13 protein-coding genes are annotated in these 11,950 nt (G+C 66.4%); 11 read left to right on the forward strand and 2 right to left on the reverse strand.

The annotated features are described in order from the left end of the window. The 3 genes from G454_RS19255 to G454_RS0113455 form a co-directional block, all read left to right on the forward strand. On the forward strand, positions 1–1,377 hold a 1,377-nt coding region (locus G454_RS19255), incomplete at its 5' end, for a ParB/RepB/Spo0J family partition protein (protein WP_051276434.1). A 65-nt stretch (positions 1,378–1,442) separates the two neighbouring features. Next, positions 1,443–1,853, forward strand: coding sequence for a hypothetical protein (locus G454_RS0113450; RefSeq protein WP_027719024.1), 411 nt, complete (start codon positions 1,443–1,445; stop codon positions 1,851–1,853). A 57-nt stretch (positions 1,854–1,910) separates the two neighbouring features. Further along, positions 1,911–2,180, forward strand: coding sequence for a hypothetical protein (locus tag G454_RS0113455; RefSeq protein ID WP_027719025.1), 270 nt, complete (start codon positions 1,911–1,913; stop codon positions 2,178–2,180). On the opposite strand, the gene G454_RS0113460 is transcribed toward G454_RS0113455, so the two are convergent. Next, the gene (locus tag G454_RS0113460) at positions 2,158–2,427 is read right to left on the reverse strand and encodes a YlcI/YnfO family protein (RefSeq protein ID WP_027719026.1); all 270 of its coding nucleotides are present in this window, start codon (positions 2,425–2,427) and stop codon (positions 2,158–2,160) included. The two genes, G454_RS0113455 and G454_RS0113460, sit on opposite strands and share 23 nt — an antisense overlap. A gap of 72 nt (positions 2,428–2,499) precedes the next feature. Between G454_RS0113460 and G454_RS0113465 the strand changes: the two genes are divergently transcribed. From G454_RS0113465 to G454_RS0113475, 3 genes are read left to right on the forward strand one after another with little or no spacing between them, the layout of a single operon-like run. Further along, positions 2,500–4,374: a VirB4 family type IV secretion system protein gene (locus tag G454_RS0113465; protein WP_169719365.1), complete on the forward strand. Its 1,875-nt coding sequence runs from the start codon at positions 2,500–2,502 to the stop codon at positions 4,372–4,374. 58 nt (positions 4,375–4,432) lie between these two features. Next, positions 4,433–5,557, forward strand: coding sequence for a M23 family metallopeptidase (locus G454_RS20545; RefSeq protein ID WP_156896804.1), 1,125 nt, complete (start codon positions 4,433–4,435; stop codon positions 5,555–5,557). A gap of 42 nt (positions 5,558–5,599) precedes the next feature. Then, a complete protein-coding gene (locus G454_RS0113475) occupies positions 5,600–5,857 on the forward strand; it encodes a hypothetical protein (protein WP_027719029.1) in 258 nt (85 codons plus the stop codon). 37 nt (positions 5,858–5,894) lie between these two features. Here G454_RS0113475 and G454_RS0113480 read toward each other — a convergent pair whose 3' ends face one another. Next, a complete protein-coding gene (locus G454_RS0113480; protein ID WP_245574415.1) occupies positions 5,895–6,164 on the reverse strand; it encodes a helix-turn-helix domain-containing protein in 270 nt (89 codons plus the stop codon). A gap of 111 nt (positions 6,165–6,275) precedes the next feature. On the opposite strand from G454_RS0113480, the gene G454_RS0113490 reads away from it, so the two are divergent. From G454_RS0113490 to G454_RS0113510, 5 genes are all read left to right on the forward strand, one after another. After that, positions 6,276–6,938 (forward strand): hypothetical protein, encoded by a 663-nt coding sequence (locus G454_RS0113490; protein WP_027719031.1) that lies wholly within the window; start codon positions 6,276–6,278, stop codon positions 6,936–6,938. 164 nt (positions 6,939–7,102) lie between these two features. After that, a complete protein-coding gene (locus G454_RS19265) occupies positions 7,103–8,542 on the forward strand; it encodes a ParB/RepB/Spo0J family partition protein (RefSeq protein WP_245574416.1) in 1,440 nt (479 codons plus the stop codon). Continuing rightward, positions 8,523–8,942, forward strand: a complete 420-nt coding sequence (locus tag G454_RS0113500) for a hypothetical protein (protein WP_027719032.1) — start codon at positions 8,523–8,525, stop codon at positions 8,940–8,942. The genes G454_RS19265 and G454_RS0113500 overlap by 20 nt, the downstream gene beginning before the upstream one ends. Positions 8,943–8,968: 26 nt before the next feature. After that, a complete protein-coding gene (locus G454_RS19270) occupies positions 8,969–10,735 on the forward strand; it encodes a DNA translocase FtsK (protein ID WP_051276438.1) in 1,767 nt (588 codons plus the stop codon). Positions 10,736–10,776: 41 nt separating this feature from the next. Further along, positions 10,777–11,950: ANTAR domain-containing protein (locus G454_RS0113510; RefSeq protein WP_035107904.1), on the forward strand; the 1,174-nt coding region annotated here is incomplete at its 3' end.

Below are 11,950 nucleotides of genomic sequence, written 5' to 3' on the forward strand. Positions count from 1 at the left end.
TTTGCCGTGCGGAGCGAGGTTCCCATCGAGCTTTTGAAACCACATCCGAAGAACGAGTTTTACCACTCGTGGCCTTCAAAGGAGAAGTACGAGGAAATCAAGCGGAGCATAGCGGCGGAAGGCATACGCGATCCGTTGAAGGTAACGCCCGATTACACGGTGATTGCAGGCCACCTAAGGCTGGAGATAGCGAAAGAGTTGGGTTTCACTCACGTACCCGTTCAAATCGTGGGCGGCGATTCGGAGTACTTGGAGTACTTGCTCATTGCCGACAATGACGAGCGTAGGGACACGGACGACCCCATCAGGAAGGCCAGGAGGGCGGAGTTTTTGAGGAGGTACTGGGGGGTGAGGGAAGGGAGCGCAAACCCAAAGGGGACGGTAGTTTATCGTGAGGGACAAAATGTCCCTCACGGGGCGACAGCTTATCGTGAGGACCAAAATGATCCTCACGAGAGGAAAACTTTGGCTGACGTAGCCAGGGCCATAAAAGAAGATTTAAGGACAACAAAGCGCCTCCTCAAACTCAATGACCTGATCCCCGCACTCCAGGACCTTGTTTCCCAGGGCAGGCTTTCCCAGACAGCCGCCTACTCCCTGGCCTTCCTGCCCCCGGAGGAGCAGGAAGAACTCCTGCGCGTCCTGGGGGAAGCGGGCCTGGCCGGGCTTTCGGTCAAAGAAGCCCAGGAGCTGAGGCGCGAGCTGGAGGCGGTCAGGCGCGAGAAGGAGGACCTTGCCCGCCGCCTGGCCGGGCTGGAGGCGAAGGAGGGCGAGCTGGAAAGGCTTAAGGCGCGGCTGAAGGAGCTGGAGGAGCGGCCCGTGGAGCGCGTGGTGGAGAAGGTGGTGTACAGGCCCGACCCCGTTCTGGAGGCGGAACTCGAGGCCGCTCGTACTGAGGCCGCCAAACTTCTTCAGGAGAAGGAGAGGATTGAGTGCCGTCTTCATGATGTGATCCGGGAGAAGGAGAGGAAGGAGGCAAAGATTCGCACTCTGGAAGAAGAGGTGGAGAAACTCCGTAGGTGGCTCGACCATGCACGTAGCGAGCTGAAGAAGGAAAGGGAGCGCCCGAAGCCTCCGCAGTGGTCAAAGGAACACCAGGAGTTCCGCGCTTTAATGGACAAGGCTAACGAGCATGCCGCTGGCTTGGCTACCGCGCTGAAGGATATCAAAGAAAAGCATGCGGGGCGGCTTCTATCGGTTGCTCGGGTGCGGGGTACGCCCGGTGACGATATAGAGGGGATAAGTGAGGTAACTTTCGATGTCCTTGTTTACACGACCTTCAGGACCTGTCTTGATCTGGCGGCAAGCTGGATTGCTGAGATCTGGGATGTCCTCGAACCGGGAAAGCCCAAGCTGAAGCTAGTCAAAAAGGATTGAGGCCGGAAAACCCGGCCTTCTTCTTTTTTTTTCGAGATTTTTTTGAAGAGAGGAGGTGATAGGGGGTGTCCAAGAAAAGAGAAAGGAGAAGGCCAGTGGAGGGTACGCTTGCCGACCGGGTGCTGGAAGCGCTAGAGGAACGTTACCCCGGTAGCTTTCCGACAGGGGAGTTAACGGTTCTCATTTTCAAAAAGGATACTTTGGAAAACCGTCAAAGGCTCTACAGGGCTCTCCGTACACTTCGCAAATATGGATACAATGCTCATGGTCTCGGAAGGGGAAGAATAGCGCTCTGCGACCGCCAGCCTGAAAAGCTGAAAATCGTGGTGGGGCGGAATAGCCGGATAGCCTTCGGTATCATGGGAGGTTTTCGCACGACCCTCACGGCCCTTGAGGAGGCGCAGGCGGAAAAGGAAGCACAAGCCATAAGACGCTTCTTGAAACGTTTCCTCGTGGCCTTGGCCAGAACGCTCTGAGACCCGGTAACTAACGCTACTGGGTCCTTTCTTTTTTTTCCCTGGGAGGTGCCCACCATGCTCTTCCGCAACGTAGCTTCTGTGGTGGCGGTGTACGCGGTATTCCTCGCCGTGGCCTACTGGGTTTTGCCGTGGCCGAAGCTTGTCCCTTTCGCCTTCCTGGCCCTGCCGGGGGTGTTGTGGTACCTCTGCGACGCGGCTGACGCCGCCGGCCCGGTGCCGGAAAAGAGGCGGGCGGTGGCAGTGGCCTTGGGCTTCCTGGCCGCGGTGGCGGCCACCGCGCTGCTCGTCCCGGCGGCGGCCATTAAAGGGAGTGCGGCGGTGTGATTTCCGGCCTGCGGATCTTTTGCACCCATTCCGCCCCGACGGTTTCCGCCCACTCCGGCGCGTCCTCCGGCCCGAGGATTCCCCGGGTTTCCTTGAGGTTCCTGACCCGCATCTCCCGGAACACTTTCTCCGCGACTGCCTGGACGACGAATTCGTTGCGGCTCACGCCGAGGAACTTCAGAAGCCGCTCCATCTGTGCGGCGAGCTGGGCGGGAAGCCTAACGTGTACCATGCGAATGTTGCTCATTTAGTAACACCTCATGTTACATAGCTATGCTACCACAGAAAGCGAGGCGGTTCAATGCCGTTCTTGAGAAAGTTGAGGTTTAAAAAAGCCGCGGTTCGGACTGCAGGCCCGGCTTCGGCCAACAGGAACAGGCTGGCCGACTGGCTGGCCGAGCGCGCCGGGGGCCTCGAGCGCAGGCGCACCTGCCTGGTGGTGGGGGACGAAGTGTGGCACCGCACCTACCTGGTGCACGGCTGGCCCTCCGCAATCTCCCCGGAGTGGCTGCGCCCCCTGGTCCGGGAACCTCTCCCGGAGGGGTGCTCCCTGCGCGTCGCCCTCCACTACAGGCCCGCCGAGGTGAACTGGAACTGGGCCACGAACATGAGGGTGCGGAGGCTCGAGCGCAGCGTCCAGAGCGCGCTGGAGTCCGGCTCGCCCCCGTCCCCGGACGAGGTGCGGGCGCTGGAGTCCATCCGCGCGCTGCAGGAGAAGACCCTCTACCACGGCGCGGCGGTGTTCGACGTGTGGTGCGTCCTGACGGTGACCGCGCCCTCTCCGGAGGCCCTGGAGGTGGCCTCCTCGCGCCTGGAGAAGGTCTGCCGGAACGCCAGGATAGCCCTCTCCAGGGTGCCCTACGAGCAGACGGAGGCCTTCAGGGCGGGGTGGGTCGCGGGCGCGCCGGGGGATGATTTCTTCAGGCGGCACCCCGGGCGGCTCGCCGACGAGGACAGCGCCGCGGCGCTCTACCCCTTCACCTACGGCACCCTGGACGACGGGACGGGCGTGTACATAGGCAACAGGGCCGCCGACGACGGCGACGGGTCATTCGTCTTCCTCGACCTGGAGAGGGACCCCGAGGGCAACAAGAACTTCGTCGTCCTGGGCGCCTCGGGCGAGGGCAAGTCCACCTTCATGAAGTCCCTCCTGACCTCGCTCCTCCTCGAGGGCTACCAGTGCTTCGTGTTCGACGTGGACGGGGAGTACCGCGCCCTCTGCGAGTACGCGGGCGGCCTGTGGGTGGACCACACCCTGTCCTCCGGGCGGTACGTGGACCCCCTGAGGGTGCCGCCCCCGCTGGGCGACCCGAACGAGGACGCGGCGAGGCTGGATCACGTGCTGAACGCCGTGATGCGCACAGCGAGCCTCCTGGCCGGGGGGCTGTCCCCGGCGGAGGCCAACGCCGCGGATCGTGCGCTTATGCGCCTCTGGGACGAGTGCGGAGTCGACCGCGGGGATCAGAGCACGTGGGCGCGCCTGAACGCGAGGCGGCTGCACGACTGGTACGCCCGCCTGAAGGCGCTGGCCTGCGAGGGCGAGCCCGGGGCGGGGTCGCTGGCGGACAAGCTCTGGCGGTTCTTCGAGGGCGCCCAGAGCCGGATGTTCGCCGTGCCGGACGACGTGGACTTCAGCGGCAGGCAGCTGGTGGTCTTCCACGTGGCCCAGGCGGTGAACAACGAGCTGGAGGAGCACACGGCGGCGGTCAAGATGTCCCTGGCCCTGACGTCCGTGTGGGACGCCGTGCGGCGCAACCGCATCCGGGCCGACCGCTGGTCGGCGGTGTTCTGCGACGAGGGCCAGCGGCTGCTCCTGGATCCCAACGCCAGCAGGTTCGTGAACACCCTGGCCACCACCATCCGCAAGTGGAACGGGCTATTGGTGCTGGCCACCAACAAGCCCTCGGTGCTGTGGGCGCACGCGAAAGGCGGCACCGAGGGCGGGTCGGGCCTCTGGAGCAACTCCGCCTACAAGGTGATCTTCTGGCTGGAGGACGCGGACATGAGGGCGGTGGAGGAGAACGCCGAGCTGCCCGCCCCGGTGCTGGCCACCATAAGGAGGCTGAGGCGCACCCACAGGTTCGTCCTCAGGGTGCTCGACAGGGGCTTCGACGTGCTGAGGTTGAGCCTGCCGGCCGAGGAGCTGGCGCTGTACAGGACGCGGGGCCTGGCGGAGGACCGCCAGGCGCGGTAAAGGAACGGTGCCCGGCACCTCGCCGGGCTTTTTCTTTTTTCCGGGGGTGGCTTTTCCGTTGCGTGCTGAAGGCGCTCTGCGTTGCCACCTGCCGGGAGTGCCGGCCCGGGCGGCGGCGAAGCTGCTCGCACCCGCGGGGTGGTGGCGGTTCCTCGCGGTCTTTTCCCTGCTCGCACCCGCGGGGTGGTGGCGGTTCCTCGCGGTCTTTTCCCTGCTCGCGCCCGCGGGGTGGTGGCGGTTCCTCGCGGTCTTTTCCCTGCTCGCGGCAGCGGCTATTTTCGCGCTCCTCTTCGCCTTCCTGGGTACTCTCGCCTGCCTGACGGTCGGCTATCACCTTCCCGGCGAGTACGGGTACTTCGACGGCGGGGTTGGCCTCGCCATGGCGCCCGTGGCCGGGAAGTGGGAACTGACAGGCAGGTTCGGGGAGGACCGCGGGGACCACGTGCACATGGGGATCGACCTGGCGTGCCCGGAGGGGACGCCCGTGCTGGCGGTGGCGCCCGGCAGGGTGCGCCTCTCCTCGAGCCCGGCGGGCGGCCTCGAGGTCTGGCTCTACGGGGAGGACGGGAGGACTTACTACTACGCCCACCTTTCGGGCTACGCCGTCTCCGACGGCGAACCCGTCTCCCCGGGCCGGGTGATCGGGTACGTGGGCAGCACCGGGAGGAGCACCGGCCCGCACCTGCACTTCGGGGTCATGGTGGGCGGGAAGTGGGTGGACCCGCTGCCGCTGCTGCGGGCAGGGGTGCTGCCGGAGGACCTGGCATACCGGGACGTGGACGAGGGCAGGCTCGCCGCGTGGCTGCGCGCCAGGCGTTCTATGCTGGCCGACCGCGTGGGTGAAATAATCAGGGCCGCGCGGGAGGTGGGCGTGGACCCGCTCCTGCTGGTGGCCATAACCGGCCAGGAGCAGGGCTTCGTGCCGGAGGGCAGCCCGCCCGCCATGCTTGGCAACCCGTTCAACGTCTACGGCTCGTGGCAGCGCTACTCGCCCGGGCTGTACGAGTCCGCCCGCATAGCGGCCCGGACGGTCGTGCGGCTGAGCCGCGGCAGGCCGGAGGGCGTCCACCCCATATACTGGCTGAGCGCGCGGGAGAACCCGAACGGCGTGTACGCCGAGGATCCCAACTGGTGGCGGGGCGTGACGTACTGGTTCGAGGTGCTCAAAAAGCAGGTTCTGTAGGCGCGCGGCGCTCACGCGCGCGGTGAAAGGAGCGGTTTGCAGATGTCGTGGGAACAGGTCTTCTTCATTTTGGGCCTCGCCGCGGCGGCGGTAGTCCTCTCCAGGCACGCCTCCGCGGCGGTGAAGCACTGGCTCGGCCTGGCGGGCGCCCTCCTGCTGGCTGCGGCGGTGCTGCGCCACGGCCCCGAGGCGGTGGCGCTTTTAAAGCACATAGCCGATACGGTGTGGCCCGTTCTGGCGAAGGCCGCCGCCAGGGGCGCGGAGGCCTTCGCGCAGTTCATGCACTCGGTTCTCCACTGATGGGCGGTAGGAGAAGAAAAGGTCGGCACGGTCTTTTTCATCTTTGTGGGTTTTCTTTATCCGGCACGTACACCAGCAGGTCGCCGGGCTGGCAGTTGAGGAAATGGCACAATTTTGCCAGCACATCGAAGCGAATTCCTTCGGCCCTATCGTGGTAGAGGCGCAGCAGCGTGCTCTTGCCGATACCTGTCTTCCGGGCCACTTCACTCATTTTTAATCGCTTGGCACCCAGAATGTGGGAAAGCCTGCTCTCTATCCGCATGGTATCACCCGAATCCATTATAACCGTTAGCGAATTTTTCTTCAACATTAACAAGAAAGATTTTTTCGTTTATGGGGAAAAAGGTATTGACAAAGGCACCGCCTTCGGTTATATTGGTATCGGAAGCGATACCACGCAAGGGGGTACGGGAAAGAAATGCTTCAAAACCTGATTGCCCAGATCCGAGAAAAGCCCGCAGAGCTGGAGGAAGTTCTGGCCAGGCTGGACGAAGCGCGGCAGAAGTTGGTCCAGCTCAACGAAGCCAAGCAGATTTGGGAAGTGCAAGTAGCGCTGGAAGTGGCAAAGGACAAGCAGTACAGCAACGACACCCTGAGGAAGGCCGAGATGGCCCGCAGGTTGAAAGAAACGCCCGAAGTGCAGGAGATTGACAAGGCGGTAGCAGCCACCAAGGCAGAGGTAGCATCCCTGGAGGTGAAGGCCGAGAGAATCAAGTGGGAACTTCGCAGCGCGCAGGCGCTCCTCCAGCTGGCGGCGGCAGCGGTGCAGGCGGGGAACCAGGAGGTGCTGGCCGTGCTGGTGGGGCAGCAGGAAGCGAAGCAGGAAGCCCCACAGGAGGAGAAGCAGGAAAAGGCCAACGGCCCCGTGGAGATGGTGGTAAAGGTGCTGGGGGCCATGCCCGCGAAGAAGGACGGCGTGGTGAAGGCCCTGGTGGAGGACAAGCAGGGGAACAGGTTCGAGGTGTACGCCAACGGCAAGGGAAACGCGGCGAAGAAGATCTGCCAGAGCATTAACGGCGTGGTGACGCTGAAGCTGAAGAGGCTGGATTCCGGCAACTGGTTCGCGGTGGCGGTGGCGTAGCAGGGGCCGGGCTTAATGCCCGGCCCGCCCCGAGGGCGGTGGGGCAGGGGAAAACCGCCAGCAACGCCCCGCCACCCTCCGGGGAATTCGATGTGGTAGAGGAAAAATCCTGCGTTTTCACGCGGGATTTTTTCTTTTTTCGGGAGGTGGTTTTCGTGGTGACGATGATCCCCCTCGAGCTTCTCAAGCCGCACCCGAAGAACGCGGAGTTTTTCCCCGAACCTTTGCCGGAGGAGATCCGGCGGGAGATGCTGGAGGACATCCGGGAGAACGGTATCGCGACCCCACTTATCCTGGCCCGCGACCACACCATCCTGGCCGGGCACCAGCGGTGGGAGATGGCGAGGGAACTGGGCCTCTCCCACGTCCCGGCAATTATCAAGGATGTTGACCCCGAAAGCCCGGAGGCCGTGGCCCTGCTCATCAAGGACAACCTGCTGAGGCGCCAGCTGAACGACATGCAGGTGGCCAGGCTGATAAGGGCGCTAAAAGAGCAGTACGGGGTCAAACGTGGGAGGCCAGAAAATGACAGTGATGGTAAGGAAAAACACGAAAAAATTTCGCAATTAATTGGTTTGACGGAAAGACGGACGCAACAGCTCGACAAGCTCAACGACCTCATCCCGGAACTCCAATCCTTAGTGGCTTCCGGTAAACTGGGCACTACGGCGGCCTACGAACTGGCCTTCCTCTCCCCGGAAACGCAGAAAAAGCTGTATGAAGTCCTGGGGGAAGAAATCGCCGAACTGAAGCAAGCCGAGGCGAAGGAACTCCGGCGAAGGATCGAGGCGGAGGTCAGGGCGGAGGCCGAGAGGCAGGCCGCGGAACTGCGGCAGGCCCTGGCGAGGCTGGAGGAGGAAAAGCGCGAGGCCGAGACCAGGGAGAAGAGGCTCGCGGCGGAACTCGCCCGTCTGAAGGACCGGGACGGCGGGGAGGACCTGGCCCGCGAGCTGGAAGCGGCCCGCGCCGAAAAGGCCCGCCTGGAGGGAGAGGTGGAGGCATTGAAGCGCCAGCTCAAGGAACTCGCCTCCCGGCCCCCGCAGGTGGTGGAGAGGGTGGTGTACAGGCCCGACCCCGCCCTGGAGGCGGAACTGGAGGCGGCCAGGGAGGAGAGCGCCAGGCGCGGGCGCGAGAACGAACTCCTCCTGGAGCGGGTCAGGAGCATGGCGGCTGAGAAGGAAAGGCTCGAACTCCGGGTCAGGGAACTGCTCTCCAGGCTAAAGGAGGCGGAGGCCAGGGAAGAGGCCGCCAGGCGGCAGCTTTCCCGGAAAGAGGAGCGGGAAGCCGGAGGCGGTGCGGAGCGCGAGGAATTCCTCCGGCTGGTCAGGAGGGCCAGGGAAGCGGCGGTGGAGCTGTCCGAGGCGGCGAACGCCCTGGCGGGCCGCTACGGGGACGCGCTGCGCGCGGTGCCCGCGGCCGGCGGCACGGATCTCCGCGGCACGGCAGAGGCCGTCGAAGGGGCAGCTTCGCTGAGTCTCCTGGAGGCGGCGCTGAGGCTGGCCGTGGCCCGTGCGGCGCAGGTCCTTGAAGTCATGGAAGGCAAAAAGCCGCTCCTGAAGGTCCTCAAGGGGGGAGGTGAGGAAGGTGGCAAGGAGAAGAGGTAGACTTTCGGGAGACGCCGAACTCCTGCTCGGCCTCGTGGCCAACCGCTATCCGGAAGGGGTCCCGGTATCCGAGGCGGCTTTAATCATCTACGGGAAGGACACGCCGGAAGCCAGGGCGAGGACCTACCGCCTGGCCAGAAGCCTGCGCGACGTGGGCCACATGGTGTACGCCATCGGCCGCGCCTACCACCTGTGCAACAGGGACCCGGAGAAGCTGCTCCGCGTAGGCCAGCTGAAAGAGGGCCCGGTGTTCGGCGGCGTTGACGGCTTCCTCAAGGTGCTAGACGGCATAGCCGGGGCGCTGGAGGCCGTGCCCGGCGCGGTGGAGGAGGCGCTGGTGGAAGAGCTGAAAGCCAGGGCGAGGACGAAGCTGGAAGCGGCGCTGAGGAAGCTCGCTTAACTCTGGTAGTAGGGGGCACTTGCAAGATGCCGCCAGTCAGGCCGCAGCAGAAGCACCCTGCGAAGCAGCCGGCGGGCGCCGGCGCGCCGCATCAGGCCGGGCGGCCCGCCGGCCCGGACACCCCCACGCTCCTCTTCTACCTGGGCCTGGGCTTCGCCGCGCTGGGGGCTGCGCTGGCCCTCACCGGCGCGTCTGCGGACGCCGGGCTGAAGTTCGCGGTGGCCGGGGGGACGCTGGCCCTGGCGGCCCGCCTCTTCTCCCGGCACGGCTTCGGGGTCCTCCTTCTCCCCCTCGGGCTGGCCGCTTCCCTGGTGAAGGCGCTAAAAGACCGCCTCGACGGCGCGGCCCCGGCTGAAGAAGCGCCCGTTCCTCTTCACGGGCAGCCGCTGGGCGAGGGCCTGCCTCCGCTGGAGATCTTCGGGCCTCCCGGCCCGCCGCCCGCGCACGCTGCGGCGGAAGACGCCGGGCGCGCCGTGGTGGCGGCCCTGGCCGAGTTCGGCGTGCCCGCCGAGGTCACCGGGTCCCGCACCGGCCCGGTGGTTTCGAGGTACGGCCTGAGGCTCGGCCCCGGCGTGAGCGTCAGGAAGCTCTACGCCCTCGAGGGCGACCTCGCGCTGGCGCTGGGCGTGCCGTCCGTCAGGGTGGTCGAGGAGGGCGGCCGCCTGTGGCTGGAGGTGCCCAACCGGAAGAGGGGGACGGTGGTCCTGCGCGACGTTTTGGAGCAGTACCGGGGCGGGCTGCCCAGGGGCGAGCTGCCCCTGGTCGTCGGCGTGGACGTGTTCGGTAGGCCCCTCTCCCTGCCGCTCGAAAGTATGCCCCACGTCCTGGTGGCCGGGGCCACGGGGTCGGGTAAGAGCGTCTGCCTGCACAGCATCCTCCTGGGGCTGGTGGCCCTGCTGCCCCCGGAGGAACTGCGCTTCGTGTTCATCGACCCCAAGCAGGTGGAGATGGCGGCCTACGAGGACCTGCCCCACCTGGCAGCGCCGATAGCCGGCGCGCCCGAGGAGGCGGTGGCCGTCCTGCAGTGGGCGGTGGACGAGATGGAGCGCCGCTACGGGGTGCTGAGGGAACTCCGCGTCCGCTCGGTGACCTCCATCCCGAAGGAGGGGCGGCCCTTCCCCTTCCTGGTGGTCGTGGTGGACGAGCTGGCGGACCTGCTCCTCTCCGGCGACGCCGGCAAGGAGGCGGAGAACCTCCTGGTGCGGCTGGCCCAGAAGGCCCGCGCGGCGGGGATCCACCTGATCCTGGCCACCCAGAGGCCGGACGCCAGGGTCCTGTCGGGCCTGATCCGCTCCAACGTGCCGGGGCGCATCGCGCTGAGGTGCGCCAAGTCCGGGGACTCCGAGATCATCCTCGACGCGCCGGGGGCGGAACGCCTGCTCGGCAAGGGCGACGCGCTCATCCTGGTGCCCGGCCAGGGGGACTTCGTGCGCGCCCAGGTGGCCTGGGTGCCGGGGGACGTGCCCGCGAGGGTCTCGGCCTGGTGGCGGGAGAACCGGCCTGGCGCCGCCTACCTCTTCGACCCGTCGCGAGGCAAGCCGCCGGCCCCTGCCGGGGGAACACCCGCGGAAAGCGGAAAAGACGCGGAGGAGGACGCGCTCCTGGAAAAGGCCCTGGAGGTGGCCCTGAAGCACGGGAAGGTCTCCGCCGGGCTGCTGCAGAGGGAACTCGGCGTCGGCGGGGGCAGGGCCTCGAAGCTGCTGGCCGAGATGGAAGCGCGCGGCTGGATCGGCCCGGCCAGGGGGAACAAGCCGAGGGAAGTGCTCGTCGAGAAGCCGGGTGGGGAGAGTTAGGCTGCCCGCCCGGCCTTCTTTTTTTTTCGAGGTGGTCGCCATTGCTACGCGTTTTGCTGGCCACAGGCGATGTGGAACTCGACGGCGCGATTGCTTCCGCGCTTACGGGGAAAGGCGCGGAAGTGGCAGGGGAGTGCCGCACCAGGGAGGACGCCGCCGGTGCGGCGGCCGAACGCGGGGCTGACGTGGTAGTGCTCTCCCCGCGCCTCCCCGGCCGGATCGGGATGGTGGAGTTGGTGAGGTCCCTGCGCGCGGCCGGACTCAGGATGGTGCTGCTTGCCGGGGCGCGGGCGGATGTCACCGCGCAGTCGCTCGCCAGGGAGGCAATTTCCCTGGGGGTTTATGATGTGGTATGGGACCCAATAGTGATCGACCAGGTGGTGCAGCGCATCCTGACGCCTGCTGCGCCTGCTGAGGCCGGGGTGGTGCGCGGCGAAGGGATAACTGGGTCCGGAGGAGTGGCCGGAGAAGGCGGGCAAAAGGTGCCCATCTGGCGGAGGCTGTTCCGCCGGGGTAAGCTGACCGGGCATGCGAAGGAGAGTGGCCGTCCGGTCGCCAGCCCGTCCGCGGGGGCGCCCGATGGGCCGCCCGCGCGGACGGGAGGAGACCCCCGGGGCGGGGAAGCTGCTGCCTCTGCCGCCGCGGGCGAAGCGCCCGCTTGGGAGGCGTCGTTCCGCCGATTGGAGCCGACGGGCGAGGAAAGGGAAGGAACGCCGGGCGATGGTTCCCCCCGGGATGCCGCGGAGGCTGGCGGGAAGCGGGTGCCCCCTGTTCCGCGCGCGCATGGCGGGCGAGTTTGGGCGGGTGAACCGGAACCCCGGGTGGGCTCCCGCGGTTCTCCTGCCGGCGCGCTGGTGCTGGCCGGTCGGGACGTGGCCGCGCTCCTGCGGGAGGCGGGTATAAAGATAGTTTCGGACCCGCTCGACGCGAAGGTCTGCGTGTGCGACCCGGCCAGGGCGATGCTTGCGCCCAGGGGCATGCCGCTCCTCGTCGTGCGCTCGGGTTCCGTGTCCGACCTCGCAGCAGCCATGTCCAGACCGGACGCCAGCCTGGTGGACAGGGCCGGGCTGGCGGAGGCGGTGCGGAGGGCGCTGGCGGAAGAGATGCCCGGGAATCCGGAAGGGGGGCGGATCGGCATTCCCGCCCCGGGCCTGGGCGAGGTCCTCCGCGACCCCCTCACGGGCTGCTACACCCGGCGGTGCTTGGAGGTGCTCG

This window comes from Desulfovirgula thermocuniculi DSM 16036 (genome assembly GCF_000429345.1).
Classification (GTDB): domain Bacteria; phylum Bacillota; class Desulfotomaculia; order Desulfotomaculales; family Desulfovirgulaceae; genus Desulfovirgula; species Desulfovirgula thermocuniculi.

Bases quoted from the DNA above. Each gene is read 5' to 3' on its own strand.
- G454_RS19270 (WP_051276438.1), top strand. From the start codon at position 8,969: ATGCCGCCAGTCAGGCCGCAGCAGAAGCACCCTGCGAAGCAGCCGGCG.
- G454_RS0113475 (WP_027719029.1), top strand. From the start codon at position 5,600: ATGTCGTGGGAACAGGTCTTCTTCATTTTGGGCCTCGCCGCGGCGGCG.
- G454_RS0113490 (WP_027719031.1), top strand. From the start codon at position 6,276: ATGCTTCAAAACCTGATTGCCCAGATCCGAGAAAAGCCCGCAGAGCTG.
- G454_RS0113460 (WP_027719026.1), bottom strand. From the start codon at position 2,427: ATGAGCAACATTCGCATGGTACACGTTAGGCTTCCCGCCCAGCTCGCC.
- G454_RS0113455 (WP_027719025.1), top strand. From the start codon at position 1,911: ATGCTCTTCCGCAACGTAGCTTCTGTGGTGGCGGTGTACGCGGTATTC.
- G454_RS19265 (WP_245574416.1), top strand. From the start codon at position 7,103: ATGATCCCCCTCGAGCTTCTCAAGCCGCACCCGAAGAACGCGGAGTTT.